The organism is Muribaculum intestinale (genome assembly GCF_002201515.1).
Classification (GTDB): Bacteria; Bacteroidota; Bacteroidia; order Bacteroidales; family Muribaculaceae; genus Muribaculum; species Muribaculum intestinale.
The window spans coordinates 1,335,411-1,358,915 of record NZ_CP021421.1; the positions used below are offsets into that span (position 1 = coordinate 1,335,411).

Sequence of the window (23,505 nt, forward strand, 5' to 3'; positions counted from 1 at the left end):
TACTTATTTGTGTTTTTTTGACAAAGCGGTCGAGGACACTATGTCGATATTGGAGTAGCCGAGGCGAGCCTGAAGGTATTCCTTAAGTTTCTCTTCCTGAGCGCGGGAAATTGGCGAACGATACTGTACAAGAGCTACATTGACGGTGTCGAGAATCCTCGTGTCGACATTGCTGACAATGCCGCGAGTGACGGCAATATCCCTCACCTGTGGAAACAGCACCTTGATTTCCGGTGAGATAGTGGCGCCGATGGTATCGTTGCGGGCTATCACATCGGTCACGGCCCGCAGAGAGTCAATCTCCTGACGCTGGGCGTTAATGGTGTTCTGCGTCACCTGATATATATCGCGCACCATGGTCGACGTAATCTCTCCGGGATTGACCTGCACACTGTTGTCGCCCTGGATGATACGCAACTGAGTACCTGCTATGCCGAAGCGGGCGAGCTGCGGAGTAAGAGCCATGGTCAGAGAGTCCTCCGGGAGCAGACGCCCCATAAGCGTCACCGTAAGTGTGCGCTCACCACGGCTATCTTCCTTGGCCTTGTACGACAGCACCTGTGTGGTGGGAAAGTCAAACTCCTGCTCGACAAATCTCCCGCAGGCAGTCTGGAACGCATTGGCGCGGTACATGCGATAGGTCATAAATCCGGCCGGAACCATCGTAAGCAGAGCCACGGTGTATACCGTGCGGCGCACACGCTTGGCGCGGACAGGGTTGGAGAAATCGGTCACCTTGTATTTCATCGCCTTAACGCCGAGTGTAGTTGCACAAGCGATAAACACCGAGTTGATAAAAAACAGATAGAGTGCGCCGAGAAAATAGTTCATCTGCCATGTGGCCAGACCATAGCCGACTGTACATAGCGGTGGCATAAGCGCCGTAGCGATTGCCACTCCGGGTATCACATTGCCCTTGGTCTTGCTCCCGATAGCTATAATACCCGCTGCGCCGCCAAAAAATCCGATAAGCACATCGTAGATGGTAGGCGATGTGCGCGCCAGCAGCTCGCTGTGCCCCTCATTGACCGGAGATATCAGAAAATAAATAGCAGAAGTGGCTATCGAAAACGCTGTGGCCATAAACAGATTGCGGAACGAGCGCTTCATCAGGTCGAAATCCTGGATACCGACAGCCAGTCCCAGGCCGATAATAGGCCCCATAAGCGGAGAGATAAGCATCGCGCCTATAATCACCGCCGTAGAATTGACATTGAGTCCGAGCGAGGCTATGAAGATAGCCATGATGAGCACCAGCAGATTGGTGCCGCGAAAAGAGACACCCTCTCTAATCGTCTCCTCAGCCTCAGCCTGCGGAAGCAGAAAAGAGGTAAGGTCGAAATAGTCCTTTATGGCCCCGGAAAAGGCCTTTAAATCTATCTGTTTCATATCCACGATATTATCTGTGAGACCTTCGTGGTATTATCATCGCAGGGGAAAGATGCTCACGACGCATCACCACAAACACATACAAAGCGAGAAGAGCGCCGCGGTAGATAAAGTCGGCCCAATGGGCTCCGAGCTCTATGCAGCATCCGAGCGGATAAAGCACTGCGGCAAGCCCTACATAAAACATAAGGCGCCCCACATTATAGCCTATCGGATATTTTGCGTTGCCTACAAAATAGCTGGCCAACATCATCACACCGTAGCAGCAGAAGGCGGCCCATGCACACCCCATATAGCCGTAACGCGGCACAAGCAGCACGTTAAGCCCCACGGTAACGGCAAGTCCGAGCAGGGAGAACCATGTGCCCCATACGGTCTTGTCGGTAAGTTTGTACCATAGCGACAGATTGAAGAATACACCAAAGAAGAATTCAGCAGCCATTATCACCGGCACAACCTTAAGTCCGGCCCAATAGTCGGGACGCACAAAGTAGCGCAGGATGTCGAGATAGTACATCACCCCGAGAAATATAAACAGGGCAAAAATTACGAAATACTTCATGGCGTCGCGGTAGGCCTGCAGCTTGTTGTCGCCACGTTCACGGCTCTGCGAGAAGATAAACGGCTCGTAGGCGAAGCGGAACGCCTGGATGAACATCACCATCACTATGGCTATCTTGTAGTTTGCACCATATATGCCCAGCCCGGCCATCGCATCGGAAGTGGCAAGCACCGGATACAATATCTTGTCGAGAGTCTGGTTCATGATGCCCGCAATGCCGAGCACAAGCAGCGGAAACGAGTATGCAAGCATCTCGCGCAGCAGACGTCCGTTGAACTTCAGCGGTATACGCACTATATCAGGGAGAAGCATCAGCAGCGTCACCGCCGACGCAATAAGATTGCTTAGGAATATATAGCCTATGCCGAGATCGGCCACATAAAACCACTCGACCCAACCGGGAGCTACACGCATAAGCCACGGACAGATCAGCAGGAAGAAGATATTAAGCACTATGTTGAGCCCTATATTAACCAGTTTGAGCATGGCGAAACGCACCGGACGCTTTTTATAGCGCAAATATGCGAACGGTATGCACGAATAAGCGTCAATAGCCACGGCGAGAGCCATCATCCATACATAACTCTCATGTCCGCCACACTCCATGGCCCGGCTTACAGGCTCCAGAAACAACAACACGAGAGCGAAAAACAGCGTCGACGTAAATCCCAGCGAAGTGAGCGAGGTAGAGTACACCTCATCGGGGTTGCTGTAACGCTCGTGGTTGGCAAAACGGAAGAACCCGGTCTCCATGCCATAGGTAAGGATAATCAGTGCAAGCGCCACAATGGAGTAGACATAAGTGACCACTCCATACATGTCCTCGGGAAACAGACGCGTGTAAAGCGGGACGAGACACCAGTTGAGAAAGCGCCCCACGATAGAACTGACACCATATATAGCGGTGTCCTTTGCCAGTGATTTTACTCCGGCCATATACTTTTTATAACTTTTTAATCATACCGTCGGCTATGAGAACAGCGACATTGCATCGGTGTCCGGACTGATGCCAAGATGCGTGTATGCAAGCATCGTCACCTCTCTGCCCCGCGGCGTGCGCTTTATAAAACCCTCTTTGATGAGGAACGGCTCATACACCTCCTCGACAGTGCCGGCATCTTCGCCGAGCGCCGTGGCAATAGTCGTGAGGCCGACAGGGCCGCCGCGAAACTTGTGTATGATAGTCGTAAGTATCTTGTTGTCAATCTCGTCGAGACCGTATCGGTCGATATTTAATGCCTCCAGAGCATAACGGGCTATTTCAGGGTCGATGATACCGCGCCCTTTTACCTGCGCGAAATCGCGCACACGGCGCAACAGACGGTTGGCCACACGTGGTGTGCCGCGGCTGCGCAGCGCTATCTCATGGGCTGCCTCGGCCGTACACTTGACTCCGAGAAGTCCGGCCGAGCGCAACACTATACGCTCAAGTACTTCGTGGTCGTAGTACTCCAGATGGCAGTTTATGCCGAAGCGCGCACGCAGCGGCGATGTGAGCAGACCACTGCGGGTAGTGGCACCGATAAGTGTAAAAGGAGCAAGAGTAAGCTGCACCGTGCGAGCACCCGGCCCTTTGTCAATCATTATATCTATACGGTAATCCTCCATAGCCGAGTACAGATACTCCTCGACCACGGGGCTCAGACGGTGTATCTCGTCGATAAAGAGCACATCGTTTTCCTCAAGCGAGGTAAGCAGGCCGGCAAGATCGCCCGGTTTGTCGAGCACCGGGCCCGAAGTTATCTTGAATCCGACACCAAGCTCGTTGGCGATAATCTGCGACAGTGTTGTCTTGCCAAGGCCAGGAGGGCCGTGCAGGAGCACATGGTCAAGCGATTCGCCACGCATCTTGGCGGCGGCGACAAACACGCGGAGATTCTCCACGATTTTCTCCTGACCACTGAAAGCGCTGAACCCCGAGGGGCGCAGCGCACGTTCGATATCATTTTCCGTACGGTCGGACGAGAGCGATGAGTCACGTATGTCGAAGTCGTTGTCCATCCGGTTGTTATTCGATGATTGACTTTACTTTTTTGATTATTATCTGAGGTGATATGCCGCGCAGACAGTGATAGTCGCCACGCATACACGGCTTATTGCCAAACACTGAGCAGGGACGACACGTCATAGGCAACTGTATGATGTCGCTCTCATGCTGTCGGTATCCCTTGAATCCGCAGTATGAGTGAGTGGCTCCCCATATGCTGACAACTCTTACCCCTACCAGCGAGGCGAGATGCATGTTGGCTGAGTCCATGGAGACAATCGTGTCAAGATAGCTCAGCAACGCCATCTCAACCGTAAATCCATGCTTTTTGTCGGCAAGAGACACTACCCCGGGATATGTCTGCGCCCAGCGCCCGAGAATCTCGCGTTCATAATCGCCGCCGCCGAATAGGAATATCTTCACTCCGGGAGTGGCCGACAGTTCCTCGACCACCTTCTCCATCAGCTCGGGCGGATATATCTTCCCTTTGTGTTTGGCAAAAGGCGCGATGCCTACCCATTTCTCATCCGGAGTTTTCGGGGGAGTAATCGAGGCGAAGAGTGCCGTATCGGCCGCACCGTCGTAGATACTTACAAAGGGCTCTTCCATCGAAAACCCGAAGCGATAGAATACCTCGCGGTAACGGGCACGCGAGGAGATGAGCGGGAGCATCACCTTGTTGCGCGGACGTGTCAGAGCGCGCTTATGCATACGCCCCTTCCTTATCATGTGCACAGTGACTCCGCGCAACAGCCCCGACATGGATATCATATAGCTGCGAAGCACCCCGTGGAGATCGGCCACCGCATCTATACCATACTCCTTCTTCAGCTTTGCGAACAGACGCCACAGAGCGTAGGCATGAGGATATTCGGCTTTGAAATCAATGCCGAGCACAACCAGATTGGCAGGCGGATTGATAAAGAGCGACGCCTGCGACTTCTTGGTCAGAAATATGAACCGGGTAGCAGGATTGCTGCGACACACGGAGTAGACCACCGGAATGGTCATGGCTACATCTCCGAGAGCGGAGAAGCGCATCACCAGCACATTGCGGGGAAGTTCCTTTTTATTTTTTGGCATAAAGCACAGGGTTGGTGGCCGGGTCGTTGTACATCTTCATCTGCCGGTACACCTTCATGTATTTGCGTCCGGCTTCGATGTCTGCAAGCAGCATATCGATGGCCGCCGTAAGGTCTTTTTCCTGCTCCAGGAGTATATCGAGCTTGCCGCGGCAACGGGCCACATGGGCCTCGTCGGCGTCGGTGCGTTCGGTCTCGGCATTCATATGATAGATTTTTACGGCCAGAATCGACAGACGGTCGAGGGCCCATGCCGGAGTCTCTGTGTTGATAGTGGCATCGGGAAGAGCTGCCACGCCGGCATATTTGTCGCGGAAGTATGTGTCAATCTGCTCGACCATATCGGTACGCACCTGATTGGAGGCATCGATACGGCGCTTCAGCACCAGTGCCTCAGCCGGATCAATAGCCGGGTCACGTATAAGATCTTCAAGATGCCATTGTACGACATCGACCCAATTTTTCGCAAACAGCACGTGTTCAAATGTACCCTCGCCGTAAGGATTGGGGCATGGTGTGTCTACATTATCTGTCTGATGATATGCCTCTGTAGCGTCGGCGAATATCCTGAAGGCTTTCTTTGCAAGTTCCATATCAGCGGAAATCTTAGGGTTGTAAAACACAAAGATAACATCTACATTCGAATCCTCCAACTTTTTCTCCCTCCAAGAAACATCCAAGAAACTTTTCCTGCATATCGCCGGCAATTTTGAAAAATTCCGTATCTTTGCATCCGCATTGGTTCGGATCATGATGTATCATTATGGCCGATTAAAAGGGAAGCCGGTGAAAATCCGGAGCAGACCCGCTACTGTAAGTCCTATGCAACGTTGCGGCACACAAAGCCATTGACACTGCCACTATGAATCATGGTGTTGAGAAGGCCAACCGCAACGGGGACAAGCCAGGAGACCTGCCATGCCAATATTATTTCAACAATCTCGCGGATTAGATTTTGAAGTGAACACAGCAACCGGCCATAATCATCAGGCATTGTCAGGGAGTCTGAAACGCGACTCCGCCTTTTCTGTTGTCCGCCCCTCCAATGCGGGGACGGCGATGAGGCTGTCGCATATTTTATCTCCGACAATCCTCTGTTTACGGCTTCACTTCAGTTCTTTTTCACGTCACATTCAATCTCAACGTGTAAAAGTATTGACAAATGCTAAGTGATTTTTTTGCTGCCTTGATGTTTGATACCATCGGCAGTTTTGCAGCACCTCAGGGCACTTCGCCCGACAAAATCGTAAAGGCTCAGATAGCCTCCGGACTGAAGATACTCACCGACGGCCACATACACCGTAAAGAATGGGATAATTCCTTCTTCAAAGGTCTCACCGGTATGGAAGAGACTGTAATCGGGTCGGGACACATATATCAGGAATATCCGGCCATGACCACTCTGCTACGCCTTACGGGAAGAATCGAAGCAACAGACATACATCCGGCAATCGTGGAATTCAAGGCGCTGAGGGATATCACCCCAAAAGGCTATACAATCAAGCAGACAATGCCTGCGCCGTCGCATTTCCTGGCAAAAATTCTGGATGACAATATCTGGAAATCAATCTACAGCAATCCGGAGGAGCTATGTCGAGATATAGCACGCGCTTACAGAAAAATACTCTTGGGCCTATATTCCGAAGGATGCCGGTTCGTGCAGTTTGATGACTGCACATGGGAGCCGATGATGTATGCTGGAGGCATTAAAAGTCTGCTACAAGGCGGAACCGATATCGAAAGATACATATCACTACTGATTGACATCAACAATGACTCCATAGACGGACTCCCCTCCGACATGACCATTGCACACTATGTATGCCGTGGCAGCTACGACTCACCGCGCTACCGCCGGGTCGACTACAGCTTTATCGCACCGCGTCTTTTTGCGGAAAGCAACGCGGATATGTTTTACCTCGACCTCAATGTAGACTCGGATAACGACTATTCCATACTCCGGTATATGCCGGATGGTAAAAAAGTGATGCTGGGCATTGTATCGCCGTTCGATACACCGGATAATCCGTCGCAATTCATAGAAACCAATCTCAACGAGGCATCGCTATACCGGGGCTCTACCTATCCCGGCATCTCTTTCCGATGCGGCATGAACAATCCAGCATCGCTTCTACCCTCCCCCGAAACACAATGGACTAAAGTAGATCGGCTCAACAGCATTGTGACTGAGATATTCCGGCAGCATGCAATAGTTCAGCATAATACAGAGAGCCATATGTGAAGATATTTTTCTTTATTGTCTGCAACTCCTACATGCCGCCACAAGTCCGTCGTGATGACGGATTTGTGGCGACGGAGGAGTCATAATTTTTCCTTAATAATTGTCATAAATCGCGCTATAACAACAAGACTCTTTTCAGCGATTTATAATGAAGCAGCCCTGCCGCGGCATACGATACGTATACCCGGCAGGGCTGCTCTATATAATTCAGACTAAGTTCTAATTTCTTACAGGGACAAGGATCACGGCCTGTCCGCCCGTCGGAGCCATCTGTATGGTCAGCGTGTCGGCTGATGTCAACGTGCGCGACGAGATAGCCAGTCGTGACGGGTCGCCCGACTCGATGTCGTCGGCATATATGTCGGCTGTATATGTCTTGCCCTCGGGGAGGAAAGTGAGGGGAAGCTCAAGTGTACGGGCCTCGCTGTCGGTACCGGCACCAATGAAGTAGCTTTCGCCGGCACGGCGCGCCACCACTATATACCGGCCTATTTCGCCCATCAGAGCTTCCGACCAGTCGCAATCGGCATTGAAGTCGCGGAAGAACTTGAAGCCGGGCTGACCGTCGTAATTCTCGATAAGGTCGGATGCCATCTGCAGCGGCGAGTATATAATCACCCAGTTGGCTATCTGACGCGCAATTGTAGTCTTTATACAGCAGTCGGCATTGGGGCCGTTCCACTCCAGACGCCCCTTGTCGGCCTTGGCGCGGTTGTAGTTTATGTCAAATATTCCGGGAGTATAGTCCATCGGACCGGAAAGCAGACGCACAAAAGGAAGTATGCACAGGTAGTCGGCACTGTTCCCCTCCGACCAAGCGTTCCATTCCATGCCGCGGGCACCCTCACGGGTCATCATATTGGGCCATGTGCGGCGTATGCCGGTCTCCTTTATAGGCTCGTGGGCATCTATCATCAGATGATATCGCGCGGCAGTCTCCACCACTTTCTGATAGTGGCGCACACCATACTGGGAGTGATGGTAATATCCACCCTTGAATCCGCCGGCATAGCCGGTCTTAACTGTGTGTATCCCGAGCGACTGATAGTAGGCGAAAGCGCTGTCGAGTACAGCCTCATATTCCGGAATATTGCCGCCTGTCTCATTGTGGGCCCAAAGTTCTATGCCATTGGCTGCTGCATAGCGTGCTATGGAGTCGATGTCGAAGTCGGCATAGGCTTTTATATAGTCGAAATGCTGGTTACCGCCCCAGTTCTCCCAACCTTCATTCCAGCCCTCGAAGAGTACACCCTGTATATCGTTGGCCTTGGCAAAGTCAATGTGTAGTATGGCATTGGCCGTTGTGGCACCGTGGCGCGGTCCCATGGTCCAGGTCTGTGTACCGAGATGCATACCCCACCACACTCCGATATATTTCTGCGGTTTTATCCATGATATGTCGTCAATCCGGCACGGCTCGTTGAGGTTAAGTATCATGGACGAATTGATTAGGTCGGTAGCCTTGCGGCCAATCTGTATCGTACGCCACGGGGTCGTAAACCGTGACGGGGTGACAGCCTTCACTCCGTCGGGCATAGGCGCAAGCGACGCACGCAACGTGCGAGCCGACGCAGTGTCGCGGCGGAGAGTCATCTCGGGGAAGTCATATAGTGCGGCTTCATGTATAGAGCCGAATATCCCCGAGGAGTCGGTCATAAAGGTAAACGGAGTATTGGCGTCGGGAACGCTGTCGACCGGCAGTACTCGGTAATTTTTTTCATATGAATCAAAATCGGCAGGTATCGACCATGTGGTGGCCTCCTCGGCAAATGCAAACTCGGTGAGTTCGTCCATAACCGTTATTGAGTCGCGTCCCGAGGCATCCCACTCATAGCGGAAAGCAACACCGTCATCAAACGCACGCACGCGAAGGGTCATGGTAAGCGCAGAGTCGGCAAGTGTCATCGCCATCTCGTTGTAATGGTCTCGTATCTCTTTGTTCTCGCCCCATGGCTGATGCCACACAGTGTCGGCTTCGGCGAAAGCAAGCGACATACGGGCGTCAGGGGCAGAGACAAGGCCGTCGGCAACAAATCCCAAACCGGATGGAAGAATCAGCGGATGGCCGTCGACATCGACCCGATAGCTGAGCGAGGAATCGTTTCTGTCAAGAGTGACCGCAATACGCCCGTCGGGCGACTGCACGACCGGCACTGATTTAGAGCATCCGGCAGCGGCAATGCCAAGTACTGCTACAATAAGTATTTCGTTTCTCATCGGTTATTGATATTGTTATTGTGATATCCGAGCATGTCTAACAGGCTCATACAAAGGTACACAATAGTTTCATTCGCGCAATCATCATTCGTTGCGAAAAATTTGGCATTTAGACAATAATAATCTATTTTTGCGAAACAAGGCCGATGATGTGTATGACGGTATCTCACCGGCCTCCATCCAAGTCCATTCATCAAGCTATATATGGTCATGAGAAAACTTATATTGTTTACCATTGTCGCCGGAGCGGCGGCATGTCTGGCAGCCGCATGCACCTCCCGCGGCAGTAAGAACTCAAAGGCTCATATCGCCGACAGCACGGCCACAACAGTAGTCCACCCCGAATGGTCGGAAAATGCAGTAATCTACGAGGTAAACCTGCGCCAATACACCCCGGAAGGCACTGTCGGGGCTTTTGCCCGGCATCTCCCCCGGCTTAAAGAACTCGGTGCCGACATATTATGGTTCATGCCCGTACACCCCATATCCGAAAAAGAGCGCAAGGGCACGCTCGGCAGCTACTATGCAGTGGCCGACTATAAGGCTTTCAATCCGGAATTCGGTACAATGGACGATTTCAAGGCAATGGTAAGCAAAGCCCATGAAATGGGATTCAAAGTGATAATCGACTGGGTGCCCAACCATACCGGATGCGACAACAGATGGGTTGCGGAACATCCCGACTGGTATGTGCACGATGAAGACGGAGAATTAGTATCGCCTTACGACTGGACCGACGTATACAAGCTCGACTACACTAACAGTGAGATGCGCAAGGCTATGTCCGATGCGATGGCATTCTGGCTGCGCGAGGCCGATATCGACGGATTCAGATGTGACGTAGCCGGAGAGGTTCCGACCGACTTTTGGGACGATACCCGCAAGCAACTCGAGACCGTGAAGCCCGATATATTCATGCTCGCAGAGGCAAGCAAACCCGAACTGCAAAAGAATGCCTTCGACATGGGCTACAACTGGCCGATGAAAGATCTTTTCAACGCCATAGCGGCAACCTCAGGACAGAACACCTACAGGCGTCCCGACAGCAGCTCGGTAATCTACCCGGAGAAACACGCCATCGATATCGACACACTGCTGGCAAAGCAGTCGATAGAGTACCCGGCAGGCACATACATGATGAATATGATTACCAACCACGACCTCAACTCGTGGGAAGGCACAGAATTCGAGCGCCTCGGCAATCTCACACGTGCGATGGCCGTGCTTACTTATACACTCCCGGGGATGCCGCTAATATACACCGGACAGGAAACCGGACTCAACCGCGCGCTGGAGTTCTTCGAAAAGGATATGCCGCCGACATGGACGCCTCGCAACGACTACTTCGAATTCTACCAGAAACTCAATCATCTGAAACATACACATCCCGCCCTCAGAGCCGGGTCATCCGGAGCCGATATGAAGCGCTATCCTACCGCGAGCGACGACATATATGTTTTCAGCCGCAAGGATGACGGAGGAGCCACAATATACGTATTCGCCAACCTCGGGAAGTCAGATGCCGAAGTGAAGTATACCGGCGAGGCGCCGGCTAAAGACATCACTGCGGTCAACTTCTTCACAGGCAGAACAGATGAATTCCCGACAACACTCAGTCCCGGGGAATATCACATATATGTATCGCGATAATATTGCGGAAAAATCATAACGCGGATACCCACTCTTTGCTGCGGATTCACTATCTTTGAGGGCACAATCCTAACCCTGAAACGCATGTATGGCGGCGCTCTGTGCTGAAACACACATGCATCAAAGATAACCATGGACCGCAAAGGCAAACTATATTTCCGATACGGCACGATGGGCTCGGCCAAAACAGCCCTGCTCCTTACTCAGGCATACAACTTCGAAGAGCGAAAGATGACCTACGTATGCATGAAGCCCGTAGTCGACACCCGCGAGAAAGACAATGTGATACGATCACGTATCGGCATAGAGCGTAAATGCAGCTGGATATATGCCGATACCGACTTGTATGTGATGATTCGCGACCTGTTCGGACAGGCCGGAGCTGTAATCGACTGGATACTTATCGATGAAGCACAGTTCCTGTCGGCCGATCAGGTCGACCAGCTCGCGCGCGTAGTCGACGATTATGGAAGCAACGTGATATGCTACGGACTCCGCACGGACTTCCGCACCCACCTATTCGAAGGCTCGCGACGCCTGTTTGAAATCGCCGACTCTATCGACGAGATAAAGAGCACATGCTCCTGCGGACGCAAGACAATAGTAAACGCGCGCATAGACTCCAACGGCGACTTCGTGACAGAAGGCCAACAACTCGAAATCGGAGGTGACGACCGATACATAGCGGTATGCCGCAAGTGCTGGCGCAACAACCGTATCGAACAGGCCGCACGCCATGCGTTGCCTCTTCTATGAAACGACATCGGCAACATATCAACACACCGATTTTAAACCATAGCACTATCCTCGAGTCAACCCTATATATGACTGAATTGTTTTAATCAAATAATACCCTCTGACAATGGTAATAGGAAATCTTACCGATACATTCCGCTACGACACCCTGTCGCCGGCTATCGCCGACGCTCTTGCATGGGTAAAGGCCAATATCGGAATGCCCGGCTTTGAAGCCGGAAAGAAAACAGTTCTTGCCGACGGCGACATTGTGGTCAACTGCCAGGAAGTAGACCTGAAACCGGCCGAAAAGGCCCTGATGGAAGCCCATCGCGACTGGATTGATATCCAGGTATCAATCGACACACCCGAACTTATGGGTTGGTCGCCACTGTCGGCCTGTCATGACACCGTACAAGAATATGACAGCGAAAATGACTGCCTCCTTGTCGCCGACAAACCGCAATGTCTTGTGCCGATGCTACCGGGACAGTTCATGATATTATATCCCGAGGATGCCCACGCCCCGAATATCGGCGAGGGACGCCACCGCAAGTATGTAGTGAAAGTGCGGGTAGGCAAATAACTCGATTCTTACTCATCAATGTATGCGCCGGCTTCTGCCGGTGCATACAAAACACATTCAGACCTCATGACACGCATTAAACACTTGTTGTTCGCTCTATTACTGGCTGTTGCTGTCACATCGCCGGCAAACGCTTTCGACCTTCCCGACGAAGACCTCAACTACATCGTGCTGTACAAATGGGGACTGATCAACAAAGATGCCGCCTCGGCCACCCTGTCACTGCGCAGCGACGGCTCCGACTATCGCGCGCAGCTCGCAGCTTCGACACTTCCGTGGGCCGACAAGGTGTTTCGTGTGCGCGATACCCTTCAGGTGAGGATTCAGAAATCAGGATGCCTCCCTCAGGTATACCGTAAGATAACACACGAAGGGGGCACATACAATCGCGATGTAGTCAGATATTCCCGCGTAGGCAACGAGGTGACAGGACATGCGACACGCGTGCGACAGAAAAACGATGGCCCGGTGATGCGTTTTGATACTACACTGTACGCTACGGGCCCGACATTCGACATGCTGTCAATATTCTATTACCTGCGACAGTTCGACTATCCCGCGATGAGCGTAGGCTCTCAGATTCATGCCAGCCTTTTCTCCGGAAAGAATGTGGAACAGATAACAGTGACCTACCGAGGCACACAGAGGGTGAAAATCAAGGGACGCCAATGGGACGCATATTACCTTACATTCTCTTTCACCCACAAAGGGAAGCCCACCGGAGAGACCATGTACACCTGGATATCTACCGATGCCCAGCGCATACCTCTGAAAGTCGAGGGCAAACTGCCACTCGGCAAAGTCCAGGCCCTGTACACCGGAGGGCCGGAATAAGAGCATTTATTATTAAACAAGCTCTTAAACATGCTCTAATTCCTTGCGGGTAGAGCGCAGGAAGAAATAAAGAAACAGCGCCGCCGCAAGAAACAGGCTTACAGAGAAACTCATGATAATGCCATAAGTGCCGAGTCCAAGCGGAAATCCCATAAGATAGGTTACAGGAACGCCTACGACAACATAGCTTACGAAAGCAATCCATATCATGGGCATCACATGAGATGTGCCGCGCAGAGCGTTGGCGAAATTAATCTGAGTGGCGTCGCCCAGCTGATACATGACCAAAGGCACTATCAAGGCCACCGTAGCCTCTATCACCCTTATATCCTCGGTAAAGGCATGTATCATATCGCGCTCGAAAAATATGAATATAAGCGAGGATATGGTGGCAAGCGTAAGTATTATATGGTAGCCGGCAAACGCAACCCTGCGCATCTCGCGCCTGTCGCTCAGTCCGGAGGCATTGGCCACCAGCACCGAAACGGCGTTACCCATGCTATAGTAGATGCAGAAACCGAGAGTACCGGTTATGACAATAATCTGAAATGCCGCAAGCGATATCGCACCCAGCCATCCGGCCATCACCGCTGCAAATGTAAATGAGCCCGATTCGAATGTCATCTGCATGGATACCGGCCACGACGTACGGTTGACCTGAAGAGCCATGCGGCGTGTCATTCTCCCATGGCGGAATCCTCGGAAATATTCGCTGAACTCTTTTCTGAAACAGAATATGGCGATTACGGTAAGCGGACATATTATGCGCGCCGTAAGGGTGCTTACTCCCGCTCCCATAAGTCCGAGTTCGGGCATACCCCAGTTGCCGTAGATAAACACATAGTTGCCAAGGATATTCACAGCATTTGCGCCCAAGACAATCCACATCGGCAGACGCGTACGGTTGATGGCGAAGAGCCATTGGGCGAACACATTGAATAACGATATAGGGAGCAGACCGGCCAGTACTATCAGATAGTACGGACGTATCAGCGGCAGAAGTTCCTCGGGCTGGCCCATGCGGTCGAGGTTAAGCCATACAAGAGTCATCACGGCCGTCACAAGCAGAGTGAACGCGATATTGAGCCATACACCGGTGCGTATCATCGCACCGATAGTGTCGAAACGTTTCTGGGTGAACAGTGCGCCGATAAGCGGAGTAAGGCCATATGTGAACCCCATGCAGGCAAAGTTAGCCACATTAAATACATTGTTGACAAACGATGCCGATGCAAGGGCCTCGGTCGAATAGCGTCCTACCATTATATTGTCGGCAAACGCCACGACAATCATGCCAAGCTGCCCTATCAGTATCGGTATACCCAGGCGTATTATCGAGCCGTAATAATCTTTATAGTTTTTCCAAAAATTCTTAACCTGATTCATTTGAGCCTCTTTATCTTATGCTATAAAACTTTGCAAAGTTACAGAAAATGTTGGAATGACAGGCTGTATCTGTCGGTTTAAGGGCCGTTCGGTCATCCCGTCAGACATAATCCTAAAACAACTGTTTTCATAGTGCAAAGTTACGCTTTTTCCACGAGCATGCTCATGCCGCACCGCAATCGGCTATCTCCGACATGGATACACCTCCTGACATACCGCCATGATTTGGTTGTGATATGAAAAAGTGATAACTTTGAGGTCATGGAAATCAATACCGTAAACACAACCGTAACAAAACGTCACGCACGAGTCGACGTAGCCGATGTGCTCCGAGGATTCGCAGTGCTTGCAATCATCCTGCTACACTCTATCGAGCATTTCAATTTCTACTCGTTTCCAGACACCGAGGGCCAGAGCGCATGGCTCACATTCGCCGACCGCTCAATATGGGACGGCCTGTTTTTTACTTTCGGAGGAAAAGCATATGCCATATTCGCCCTGCTGTTCGGATTCAGCTTTTTTATCCAGCACGACAACCAGCGTATGCGAGGCTCCGACTTCCGGCTGAGATTCTGCTGGCGACTGGTTCTTCTGCTGCTGATTGGTCAGCTCAATGCCGCATTCTTTACCGCCGAAGTGCTGGTGATGTATGCACTTGTAGGCTTCGTGCTCGTAGCCACCTGTCGTCTGTCCGACCGATGGATTATTACCCTGTCGGCCATATGCATGCTGCAGCCGGTGTGCCTGTGGCAGATAATGCGCGCCATATCCGACCCGGAGTATACAATAACAGCGATAAACACATCGGCATTCTGGAGTGCGACATTCGCCGCACAAAGCAGTGCAGGATTCCTCGAGACAGTAAAGGTCAACCTGTGGGAGGGCCAACTGGCTTCGCTCGCATGGGCATGGGATCACGGTCGAATATTCCAGACTGCCGGACTTTTTATGGCCGGCATGCTCATAGGCCGACGCGGATGGTTTGGCCGCGAATCCCAGCCATTATGGCGACGTGCTCTTGCCATAGCCCTTATATGCTTCTTCCCTTTGCGCGGACTCAATGCCATGGTTCCCGAATACATCACGCGTCCCGATATCCTGAAACCGATGGGGATACTACTCTCCTCGCTCGCCAATCTCAGCTTCATGGTAATACTCGTGAGCGGCATACTACAGGCATACTATTGCACGACAAGGCTAAGCAACATACTCGCCCGGCTGATACCGTATGGAAGAATGAGCATGACCAACTATGTGACACAAGGCATCATCGGCTCGGCGCTCTTCTACCACTGGGGGCTATATCTGCGCGTAGGAATCACCGGAAGCCTGCTTGTCGGCATAGCCATATTCGCCCTGCAATACGCAATATGCCTGGCATGGGCACGCAGCCACTCACACGGGCCACTCGAATACATGTGGAAACGTGCCACATGGATTGAATTTCCGTTCCGAGCCACTCCGACTCCGCGCCCAGCATAATGACAACCACATTCCTCAACCCTCGGAGTTTTTTGAATGAAGTATTTGCGGGAAAAGGGATTTTAAGTTATCTTTGCGCGATAATGTGGAGTAGAGGCTAATAATCGGCCTTAAAGTCCATGTTTTCCCAATTATACGAACGGGATTTGCGACAAAACGCAACATAAGAAACATTAATCTCCAAATCAAGGAAACAATAAAAATTTACAATAAAATGGCTGAAAAAGACCAAAACATCCCCCAACCCACAGCCCTTGACGAAGTAAACCGCGACAATCAGGAGCTGAAAGATAAAGTAACATTGAGTCAGAAGTACATCATGTGGGGCATGATTGCCCTCTCGGCTATTGCCGTAATTGTACTTGTATATATCTTTGCAGTACGCAACCCCGGTATAAAGAGCGCCGACGAAGCTGTCGGACAGGCCGACTTTACACTCGCGCAGGGCAACGACTCGCTCGCTCTGGCACAGTACCAGCAGGTTGCCAACGAATACGGCTACGACGCCGGCAACCGCGCCACCCTCATGGCCGCTACACTCCTCTTCCAGAAGGGCGAATACCAGCAGGCTCTTGACCAGCTGAAAAACTATGATGCCAAGGAAGCCATCGTAGGCGCTGCCGCATACTCGCTCGAAGGCGACTGCTACGTCAACCTCCAGAAATATCCCGAAGCTCTCAAGTCTTACGACAAAGCAATCTCGCAGAGCGACGACAACCAGCTCTACACACCCCTCTTCATGCTCAAGAAAGCGACCGTGCTCCGCGAGCAGAAAGATTACAAGGCAGAGCTCAAGGTTCTTGAAGCCATCAAAGCCAAATACCCCAACTATGGCAATGCTTATCGTCTTGACATTGACAAATACATAGCCCGCGCCAAATATCAGGCCGGCGAATAAGCCTCATCCATAACTAACACGGCGCGGGTGTGTCATTACTTTGGTCATGACACACCCGCACTGCATTTTTCAGAATCTACCACCCAAATGCTCATCACAGCACCATATGACCACACACACCGTCGGATGGCCACAATCGGAACATTCGACGGTGTGCATCTTGGCCACAGGGCTCTCCTGTCACAACTGACTGAGGAAGCACACGTAGCCGGACTCATACCGACTGTTGTGACTTTCACATCCCACCCTCGCCGGAACATTACCCCTGCCGACGCACCGCCCATGCTTATGTCGCCGCGACAACGGGCCAAAGCCATAATGTCGGCCGGAGCAGAGGATGTGATTCTGCTCGACTTCAACGAGAAGATGCGCATGATGTCGGCACGCGAGTTTATGGAGATGCTCCACACCAGCTATTCGGTGGAAGCGTTGCTGATGGGATTCAACAATTCGTTCGGGCATGACCGACCGAGGGGACTCGACACCTACCGGGCTATCGGAGAAGAGACCGGGGTCAGAATTATCGGAGCCTCCGAGCTGACAGTTGACGGCTATTGCAGAGTATGCTCGTCGGAAGCACGCGAACTGCTGCTAAAAGGACGGCCCGAAAAGGCCGCCCGTATATTAGGCGCACCCTACAGGATTATCGGTCGTGTGGTCCACGGAAAGGAACTCGGGCGCAAAATCGGATTTCCGACCGCCAACATCGAGCCGCTCGACGAAGAATGCCTCATCCCGGCCAACGGCGTCTATGCCGCAGCCGTGACCCTCGCCGACAGCACGACATACCCCGCGATGCTAAATATCGGCCACCGTCCGAGTGTTGACACACCTTTGGCTCCGATTTCAATCGAAGCCCACATACTTGGTTTCGACGGAGACATATACGGAACAACTGTGGCAGTCGACTTCCTGCGCTACATGCGCCCGGAACACAAATTTCCGTCGCTCGACGCATTACGCAGCCGGCTTGCCGAAGATGCAGCCGCAGTAATGGCGCTTTCAGAAACAAAAAACATGATTACCTCTTCCTTGTAGCATATGAGAATTGTAATACAGCGCGTAAAGCGCGCATCAGTGACTATCGACGGCTCGGTCCACTCATCTATCGGAGCAGGCCTCATGGTACTCGTAGGAGTCGAGAAAGAGGATACCAGCGACGACGCCATCTGGCTCGCATCCAAGACTGCCGGTCTGCGCATCTTCAACGATGACGACGGTGTAATGAACCGATCGATTGCCGATGCCGGTGGAAAGATACTTGCCGTAAGCCAGTTTACACTTACCGCATCCACTCGCAAAGGCAACCGACCGAGCTACATACGTGCGGCAGGCCACGACACGGCTGTACCCCTATACGAGCTCTACTGCGACGAGACAGCACGCCTGCTCGGTCGCCCCACCCTGCGCGGAGTATTCGGCGCCGACATGCAGGTAGAGCTTGTCAACGACGGCCCTGTAACAATCATAATCGACTCTAAACTGAAAGAATAATGTCTGTCAACAACAATAACACACCTCCTTCCGGCAATGCCAATGAAGACACTACACTGCGCGGACTCCAGGAGCAGGTAGACAAGTGGATTACAGGTATCGGCGTACGCTATTTCTCGCCGCTGACCAATATGGCTGTCCTCACTGAAGAAGTAGGCGAAGTGGCCCGCATAATGGCGCGCCGTTACGGCGACCAGTCGTTCAAACCGGGAGAGAATCCCGACGCCCTTGCCGATGAACTTGCCGATGTGCTGTGGGTAGTGGCGGCAATCGCCAATCAGACCGGCGTAGACCTCACAGATGCCTTTGCCCGCAACATCGCCAAAAAGACAGCCCGCGACCGTCACCGCCACGAACATCTGGCAGAATAGTTGTATCTATCTCCCGGCAGATTGTTATATTGTTATAAAGTATTCAAAATATAGTAAGCATTTATCAACAATTTGCATATGCTGATGAATTTGAGTATTTTTGTACGGCTTCCGCATGCAATCTCCATTTCTGCGGGACAAACTACAAATACACCATATAAATGAAGATAGCACTTATAGGATACGGCAAAATGGGCCGTGCCATTGAAAAAATAGCCATCGAAAGAGGCCATGAGATTGTGTGCCGCATCGATGCCGACAATCAGGATGATTTCGAATCACCGGAATTTGCAAAGGCCGAAGTGGCCATCGAATTCACCACGCCCGCTACAGCTGTGGCCAACTATCGGCGAGCTTTCTCCAAGGGAGTACCTGTTGTATCAGGCACTACCGGCTGGGGCGCTCAGATGACGGAGATAAAGCAGATGTGCGACAACGGAGACGGAACCCTGTTCTGGACATCCAATTTCTCGCTCGGTGTAAACATATTCTTCGCTGTCAACAAGTATCTCGCATCTATCATGGAGGGATTCCCCCAGTATACACCCTCAATGGAGGAGATACATCATATACACAAACTTGACCATCCCAGCGGCACAGCCATCACTCTGGCCGAAGGCATCATCGGCGCCGACTCACGCATAAAAGGATGGACCGAAGAACCGGCGCGAGCCTCCGAAAGCGAGATGCTTATAGACCACAAGCGCGAAGGAGAGGTGCCAGGCACACACATCATACGCTGGGACAGCCGCGTAGACACTATAACCATCGAACACTGCGCCCATTCGCGCGAAGGATTCGCTCTTGGCGCCGTAATAGCCGCCGAGTGGACCGAAGGCCGCAGCGGCTGGCTCACAATGGACGAGATGATGCACTCTCTGATAGCACGTCCTGCCCTGCTCGACATAGTAAAATAATACACAGACAATCCACATCCATCCCCCCGAAACACAAATGGCCGACAACAATACCGCAGCAAAGCGCTCATTCGGCGAAGACCTTCGCGAACGTATCAGAGCCACCCGTACAACCCGCTGGATTCGATTCGCCATAGTAGCCATAATATTCATAGCCTGGGTCGCATGGCTCGGCAGCTGGTGGGTACTTATATTCCTTCCGCTGCTGTTTGACATATACATCACCGGATTTATCCCGTTCACATGGTGGAAGAAAAGCAAATCGGCGGCTGTACGCACAGTCATGAGCTGGGTCGACGCCATTGTATACGCCCTCATTCTCGTATACTTTATATTCACTTTTGTAGGACAGAACTACGCCATACCCTCATCTTCGCTTGAAAAGACTCTACTCGTAGGCGACTACCTTTGGGTCAACAAGATGGCCTACGGGCCCCGAGTGCCGATGACGCCGATACACTTCCCGCTGGTGCAGAACCGCATGCCGATAATCGACACAAAGAGCTACACCGAATGGCCATCGTGGAAGTATCGACGCCTGAGAGGTCTCGGACAAGTCGAAAGAGGTGATATCGTTGTTTTCAACTTCCCCAAGGGTGATACCGTCACAACCAAATTCATGGAATCGGCCCAGACATACTACGACCTCGTGGCCCAGTACGGACGCAATGCCGTGCATACCAACAAGGATGTATTCGGCGATGTAATCCATATACCGGTCGACCGCCGTCAGAATTACGTGAAACGTGCCATCGGTCTTCCAGGCGAACGCCTCAAGATTGTAAATGACACCATATATATCAACGGAGAGCAGCTTGACGACCCTGAGTATGTGCAGTACAACTATCTGTACCAGTTCCGCAACGGCGGACTTACAGACCGCGACTGGGAGGAACTCGGTGTAAGCGCGGCCGACCGCTATACGATGGAACTGTCGGCAGCCGATATGTCGGCAGTAGAACTCAACGGATTCTATATCGCGCCCGACGGAAAGGTACCACCTATATATGTCTCTCCCCTTACCCGTGAAATGATCGACAAACTGAAGGCCAACCCCGACCTCGCCCGCATAATCAAAGCGCCGTCATATCCCGTACGCCTCTTCCCGGAAAATATCGACCACGGCTGGACTGTAAGCGACTACGGAGAAATATGGATACCCAAGAAGGGGGCCTCAATACATCTGGATGCCTCGACATGGCCCGTATACGAGCGTGTCATACGCAATTATGAAGGTCATACCGACTCGTATCTGAAAGACAACACGGTATATATCGACGGAAAGCCGGCCGACACCTATACATTCGCCATGGACTATTATTTCATGATGGGCGACAACCGCGACAACTCTTCCGACTCCCGCTTCTGGGGTTTCGTGCCCGAGGACCATATCGTGGGCAAGCCATGGAGAGTGCTCGTGTCATTTGACAAGGACAAAGGCCTGTTCGATGGAAAAATACGATGGAACAGAATATTCCGCACAGCCAATCCCGACAAGTGAATAAGACTGCTCACTCTCCGTTGGTGATATACCCGGAGCGTACGGCAATCGTGCCACCGGCCTATTGCGGCAATGTGGCCATGTATGCTGCAATGGCGCGATACGGACATGTCATAATCGACGCATCAGCCAAATACAATAAGCGCGAGAAGTCGCTCCACCGTTGCACGATTGAAGGACCCAACGGAATACAGCGACTCACCGTGCCTCTGCAGAAACCGCAGGAATGGCACTCGACACGTATATCCGACGTCATGGTAAGTACCCACGGCGACTGGTGGCATGTACATTGGGGCGCGCTTGAGGCCGCCTATGGCCGCACGCCGTTTTTCGAATATTATGCCGACGAGTTGCGTCAATGGTTCATCGGCGAGATTAAGCGACTGGTCGACCTTGACATGGGCATACACCGCTTCTGCCTCGATGCCCTCGGTATCGACTACCGAAGTCATGTACTCATCGAGAACCGCGAAAATATGCCGTCCGATGCCATAAGACTCGGAAATACGGCAGAAAATATGCCGCCATATTATCAGTTGTGGGCCGACCGTTTCGGATTTACCGACGGATTGTCGATACTCGACCTGATATTCAATCTCGGGCCGGAGTCGGCGCTGTATCTGAGGGGTGGTCTTCCACCATACCGGGCATTACCGGAGTCTCTCCGGTAGCCTTCGGAATATCGGAGGGATATACTGTGACAGTCGAGAATGTATAGCCCGGGTCGCCCGAGGTGTTGGGCGGCACCATGAAATTAGTCGTCGGATTATACGGGAGTGACGATAGCGGCCTGTCGCCGTAGTAAGGCATCGCCTTAGGATTAGGATTGGCTATATTGACCACGTCGCGCCCTGTAGGCGAGCTGTAGGCCGACAAGCCGAATACCGGGGCCGCGGCAATGATATGTTCGAAAATATCGCTTGATATGCCTTCGTACTTTACCCAATCGACTGTGTTGAGATAACAGAACAGTTGCAAAGGTATCCCCTGGGCCGTATGCTCAAGCAACCGCACCATGCATATCGGCCCCCCCTGAGCTACCCATGGATGATGATTCACATACAGACCTATGTATGCACGGAAAAGACCTAGATTTGTATCAAGCGAACCATTTACAGGAACCCCGTCGCCGACTACCGCAGTGGGCTTGCCTTCGGACGCAAGTTTCTGCATCTCGGCGATGTACTCGCCCATATAAGGCATCTTTCGACATTCCTCGATAAGTTCTGGCGTGGCAGGGCCTACTGATGTAACGTCAATGTAGACCGAGCGTTCAATCTGTCGGCGTCCTCGTTTCTGCATCTGAGTCCAGTTCTGAAACCCGTCCTGTACCAGTGTGTAAGGCGGCATCGTTACTGTGGTATTGTCCCAGTTGCGTATCTTAACGGCTGTGAGCGACACATCAGTCACTATACCGTTGGCTATGGTCTTCGGCACTGCTATCCAGTCACCGACATGTAGCATATCATTGGTCGACAGCTGTATGCCGGCCACAAACCCGAGTATCGAGTCGCGGAATATAAGCATAAGAGCTGCGGCAAACGCACCAAGTCCGGTAAGAAGAGCCAGAGGCGACTTATCAAGAATTATCGATACTATGATTATTGCAATCACTATCCACACAAGCCCCTTGCCGACATTAAGAATACCCTTCAGCGGAAGATTCTTGGTATTGTCGTGGCGGTCGTAGGCCATCCATATTATTTCCAGCAGAGAGCATATCGACCATCCGAGCACCATCATGAAATATATTATCACTATAGCTTCGATACGTGCCAGAGTATGCGGGTCTGTCTCGAAGGCGACCGGCACCAGCGCAAGAAATACAAGCGGCGGTATGATATGACTCGTACGGCTCACAACCTTGAGCCTGACCATATCCTCGATAAAAGGCGACTTGTAGTGACTCATCCACTGGTTTACGAGCAGCACGGTTATCTTCCGCGCCATCCATCCCAGCAATATGGCCACACCAAGTATGACAATCGTATATATTATCTCTTCAAGAGTGCTTGACTTCTCTATACCAAGAGCCTCGAGCACAGAGTCGACAACCGACATCAGCCATCTGGCCAACGAATGGGCGGGAATAAGATTTATCAGCATAACTGTGGGCATAGGATATTGACTTATTTTTAACAATCCCCGTTATAAATAAGTTCCATAAAGTTT

At 51.8% G+C, this 23,505-nt stretch carries 21 protein-coding genes and 1 riboswitch; of the genes, 13 read left to right on the forward strand and 8 right to left on the reverse strand.

Annotated features, from left to right (window positions below):
* Nucleotides 1-3: 3 nt before the first annotated feature.
* The 5 genes from ADH68_RS05470 to ADH68_RS05490 are packed head-to-tail and all read right to left on the reverse strand — an operon-like array spanning nt 4 to nt 5,613.
* A complete protein-coding gene (locus ADH68_RS05470) occupies nt 4-1,389 on the reverse strand; it encodes a DUF389 domain-containing protein (protein WP_068961691.1) in 1,386 nt (461 codons plus the stop codon).
* A 10-nt stretch (nt 1,390-1,399) separates the two neighbouring features.
* The gene (locus ADH68_RS05475) at nt 1,400-2,887 is read right to left on the reverse strand and encodes a lipopolysaccharide biosynthesis protein (protein WP_068961690.1); all 1,488 of its coding nucleotides are present in this window, start codon (nt 2,885-2,887) and stop codon (nt 1,400-1,402) included.
* Nucleotides 2,888-2,920: 33 nt separating this feature from the next.
* Nucleotides 2,921-3,952, reverse strand: a complete 1,032-nt coding sequence (ruvB, locus tag ADH68_RS05480) for a Holliday junction branch migration DNA helicase RuvB (protein WP_068961689.1) — start codon at nt 3,950-3,952, stop codon at nt 2,921-2,923.
* A gap of 7 nt (nt 3,953-3,959) precedes the next feature.
* A complete protein-coding gene (locus ADH68_RS05485; protein ID WP_068961688.1) occupies nt 3,960-5,021 on the reverse strand; it encodes a glycosyltransferase family 9 protein in 1,062 nt (353 codons plus the stop codon).
* Nucleotides 5,008-5,613 (reverse strand): DUF4254 domain-containing protein, encoded by a 606-nt coding sequence (locus ADH68_RS05490; RefSeq protein WP_068961687.1) that lies wholly within the window; start codon nt 5,611-5,613, stop codon nt 5,008-5,010. The genes ADH68_RS05485 and ADH68_RS05490 overlap by 14 nt, the downstream gene beginning before the upstream one ends.
* Nucleotides 5,614-5,742: 129 nt before the next feature.
* Nucleotides 5,743-5,954: riboswitch (cobalamin riboswitch) on the forward strand.
* A 228-nt stretch (nt 5,955-6,182) separates the two neighbouring features.
* On the opposite strand from ADH68_RS05490, the gene ADH68_RS05495 reads away from it, so the two are divergent.
* Nucleotides 6,183-7,262, forward strand: a complete 1,080-nt coding sequence (locus ADH68_RS05495) for a uroporphyrinogen decarboxylase/cobalamine-independent methonine synthase family protein (RefSeq protein ID WP_154955890.1) — start codon at nt 6,183-6,185, stop codon at nt 7,260-7,262.
* Nucleotides 7,263-7,481: 219 nt separating this feature from the next.
* Here ADH68_RS05495 and ADH68_RS05500 read toward each other — a convergent pair whose 3' ends face one another.
* Nucleotides 7,482-9,479: a glycoside hydrolase family 97 protein gene (locus ADH68_RS05500; RefSeq protein WP_068961685.1), complete on the reverse strand. Its 1,998-nt coding sequence runs from the start codon at nt 9,477-9,479 to the stop codon at nt 7,482-7,484.
* Nucleotides 9,480-9,689: 210 nt separating this feature from the next.
* Here ADH68_RS05500 and ADH68_RS05505 point away from each other — a divergent pair, with 210 nt between their 5' ends.
* From ADH68_RS05505 to ADH68_RS05520, 4 genes are all read left to right on the forward strand, one after another.
* On the forward strand, nt 9,690-11,129 hold the full coding sequence (locus ADH68_RS05505) for an alpha-amylase family glycosyl hydrolase (RefSeq protein ID WP_068961684.1): 1,440 nt from the start codon (nt 9,690-9,692) through the stop codon (nt 11,127-11,129).
* A gap of 132 nt (nt 11,130-11,261) precedes the next feature.
* Nucleotides 11,262-11,885, forward strand: coding sequence for a thymidine kinase (locus ADH68_RS05510; RefSeq protein WP_068961683.1), 624 nt, complete (start codon nt 11,262-11,264; stop codon nt 11,883-11,885).
* Between the two features lie 106 nt (nt 11,886-11,991).
* Nucleotides 11,992-12,450 carry a YhcH/YjgK/YiaL family protein gene (locus ADH68_RS05515; RefSeq protein ID WP_068961682.1) on the forward strand — a complete coding sequence of 153 codons (459 nt, stop codon included), beginning with the start codon at nt 11,992-11,994 and terminating at the stop codon, nt 12,448-12,450.
* A gap of 66 nt (nt 12,451-12,516) precedes the next feature.
* Nucleotides 12,517-13,284, forward strand: coding sequence for a DUF3108 domain-containing protein (locus ADH68_RS05520; RefSeq protein ID WP_157755870.1), 768 nt, complete (start codon nt 12,517-12,519; stop codon nt 13,282-13,284).
* Nucleotides 13,285-13,308: 24 nt separating this feature from the next.
* On the opposite strand, the gene ADH68_RS05525 is transcribed toward ADH68_RS05520, so the two are convergent.
* A complete protein-coding gene (locus ADH68_RS05525) occupies nt 13,309-14,670 on the reverse strand; it encodes an MATE family efflux transporter (protein WP_068961680.1) in 1,362 nt (453 codons plus the stop codon).
* Between the two features lie 261 nt (nt 14,671-14,931).
* Between ADH68_RS05525 and ADH68_RS05530 the strand changes: the two genes are divergently transcribed.
* The 8 genes from ADH68_RS05530 to ADH68_RS05565 all read left to right on the forward strand — a co-directional run bounded on the left by ADH68_RS05530 (nt 14,932) and on the right by ADH68_RS05565 (nt 22,004).
* On the forward strand, nt 14,932-16,152 hold the full coding sequence (locus tag ADH68_RS05530) for a DUF418 domain-containing protein (protein ID WP_068961679.1): 1,221 nt from the start codon (nt 14,932-14,934) through the stop codon (nt 16,150-16,152).
* A 214-nt stretch (nt 16,153-16,366) separates the two neighbouring features.
* Entirely contained in the window at nt 16,367-17,050 is a 684-nt protein-coding gene (locus tag ADH68_RS05535; protein ID WP_068961678.1) for a tetratricopeptide repeat protein, read from the forward strand.
* Between the two features lie 87 nt (nt 17,051-17,137).
* Nucleotides 17,138-18,088, forward strand: a complete 951-nt coding sequence (gene ribF, locus ADH68_RS05540; RefSeq protein ID WP_068961677.1) for a riboflavin biosynthesis protein RibF — start codon at nt 17,138-17,140, stop codon at nt 18,086-18,088.
* Between the two features lie 3 nt (nt 18,089-18,091).
* Nucleotides 18,092-18,544, forward strand: coding sequence for a D-aminoacyl-tRNA deacylase (gene dtd / locus ADH68_RS05545; RefSeq protein WP_068961676.1), 453 nt, complete (start codon nt 18,092-18,094; stop codon nt 18,542-18,544).
* Nucleotides 18,544-18,915, forward strand: coding sequence for a nucleotide pyrophosphohydrolase (locus ADH68_RS05550; RefSeq protein ID WP_068961675.1), 372 nt, complete (start codon nt 18,544-18,546; stop codon nt 18,913-18,915). The genes dtd and ADH68_RS05550 overlap by 1 nt, the downstream gene beginning before the upstream one ends.
* Before the next feature lie 161 nt (nt 18,916-19,076).
* The gene (locus tag ADH68_RS05555) at nt 19,077-19,832 is read left to right on the forward strand and encodes a 4-hydroxy-tetrahydrodipicolinate reductase (protein ID WP_068961674.1); all 756 of its coding nucleotides are present in this window, start codon (nt 19,077-19,079) and stop codon (nt 19,830-19,832) included.
* 94 nt (nt 19,833-19,926) lie between these two features.
* Nucleotides 19,927-21,333 (forward strand): signal peptidase I, encoded by a 1,407-nt coding sequence (gene lepB / locus ADH68_RS05560; protein ID WP_068962159.1) that lies wholly within the window; start codon nt 19,927-19,929, stop codon nt 21,331-21,333.
* The gene (locus ADH68_RS05565) at nt 21,330-22,004 is read left to right on the forward strand and encodes a WbqC family protein (RefSeq protein ID WP_068961673.1); all 675 of its coding nucleotides are present in this window, start codon (nt 21,330-21,332) and stop codon (nt 22,002-22,004) included. Before lepB ends, ADH68_RS05565 begins: the two co-directional genes overlap by 4 nt.
* Here ADH68_RS05565 and ADH68_RS05570 read toward each other — a convergent pair.
* Nucleotides 21,925-23,439 carry a mechanosensitive ion channel family protein gene (locus ADH68_RS05570; RefSeq protein ID WP_157755871.1) on the reverse strand — a complete coding sequence of 505 codons (1,515 nt, stop codon included), beginning with the start codon at nt 23,437-23,439 and terminating at the stop codon, nt 21,925-21,927. The two genes, ADH68_RS05565 and ADH68_RS05570, sit on opposite strands and share 80 nt — an antisense overlap.
* Nucleotides 23,440-23,505 lie beyond the last annotated feature (66 nt).

What these genes read in the sequence shown, in the direction of transcription:
- ADH68_RS05525 (WP_068961680.1), bottom strand. Translation starts at nt 14,670, where the DNA reads ATGAATCAGGTTAAGAATTTTTGGAAAAACTATAAAGATTATTACGGC.
- ADH68_RS05470 (WP_068961691.1), bottom strand. Translation starts at nt 1,389, where the DNA reads ATGAAACAGATAGATTTAAAGGCCTTTTCCGGGGCCATAAAGGACTAT.
- ADH68_RS05485 (WP_068961688.1), bottom strand. Translation starts at nt 5,021, where the DNA reads ATGCCAAAAAATAAAAAGGAACTTCCCCGCAATGTGCTGGTGATGCGC.
- ribF (WP_068961677.1), top strand. Translation starts at nt 17,138, where the DNA reads ATGCTCATCACAGCACCATATGACCACACACACCGTCGGATGGCCACA.
- ADH68_RS05515 (WP_068961682.1), top strand. Translation starts at nt 11,992, where the DNA reads ATGGTAATAGGAAATCTTACCGATACATTCCGCTACGACACCCTGTCG.
- ADH68_RS05570 (WP_157755871.1), bottom strand. Translation starts at nt 23,439, where the DNA reads ATGCTGATAAATCTTATTCCCGCCCATTCGTTGGCCAGATGGCTGATG.
- ADH68_RS05535 (WP_068961678.1), top strand. Translation starts at nt 16,367, where the DNA reads ATGGCTGAAAAAGACCAAAACATCCCCCAACCCACAGCCCTTGACGAA.
- ADH68_RS05490 (WP_068961687.1), bottom strand. Translation starts at nt 5,613, where the DNA reads ATGGAACTTGCAAAGAAAGCCTTCAGGATATTCGCCGACGCTACAGAG.
- ADH68_RS05495 (WP_154955890.1), top strand. Translation starts at nt 6,183, where the DNA reads ATGCTAAGTGATTTTTTTGCTGCCTTGATGTTTGATACCATCGGCAGT.
- ADH68_RS05505 (WP_068961684.1), top strand. Translation starts at nt 9,690, where the DNA reads ATGAGAAAACTTATATTGTTTACCATTGTCGCCGGAGCGGCGGCATGT.
- ADH68_RS05500 (WP_068961685.1), bottom strand. Translation starts at nt 9,479, where the DNA reads ATGAGAAACGAAATACTTATTGTAGCAGTACTTGGCATTGCCGCTGCC.
- ADH68_RS05550 (WP_068961675.1), top strand. Translation starts at nt 18,544, where the DNA reads ATGTCTGTCAACAACAATAACACACCTCCTTCCGGCAATGCCAATGAA.
- ADH68_RS05520 (WP_157755870.1), top strand. Translation starts at nt 12,517, where the DNA reads ATGACACGCATTAAACACTTGTTGTTCGCTCTATTACTGGCTGTTGCT.
- ADH68_RS05530 (WP_068961679.1), top strand. Translation starts at nt 14,932, where the DNA reads ATGGAAATCAATACCGTAAACACAACCGTAACAAAACGTCACGCACGA.
- ADH68_RS05555 (WP_068961674.1), top strand. Translation starts at nt 19,077, where the DNA reads ATGAAGATAGCACTTATAGGATACGGCAAAATGGGCCGTGCCATTGAA.
- dtd (WP_068961676.1), top strand. Translation starts at nt 18,092, where the DNA reads ATGAGAATTGTAATACAGCGCGTAAAGCGCGCATCAGTGACTATCGAC.
- ADH68_RS05475 (WP_068961690.1), bottom strand. Translation starts at nt 2,887, where the DNA reads ATGGCCGGAGTAAAATCACTGGCAAAGGACACCGCTATATATGGTGTC.
- ruvB (WP_068961689.1), bottom strand. Translation starts at nt 3,952, where the DNA reads ATGGACAACGACTTCGACATACGTGACTCATCGCTCTCGTCCGACCGT.
- ADH68_RS05510 (WP_068961683.1), top strand. Translation starts at nt 11,262, where the DNA reads ATGGACCGCAAAGGCAAACTATATTTCCGATACGGCACGATGGGCTCG.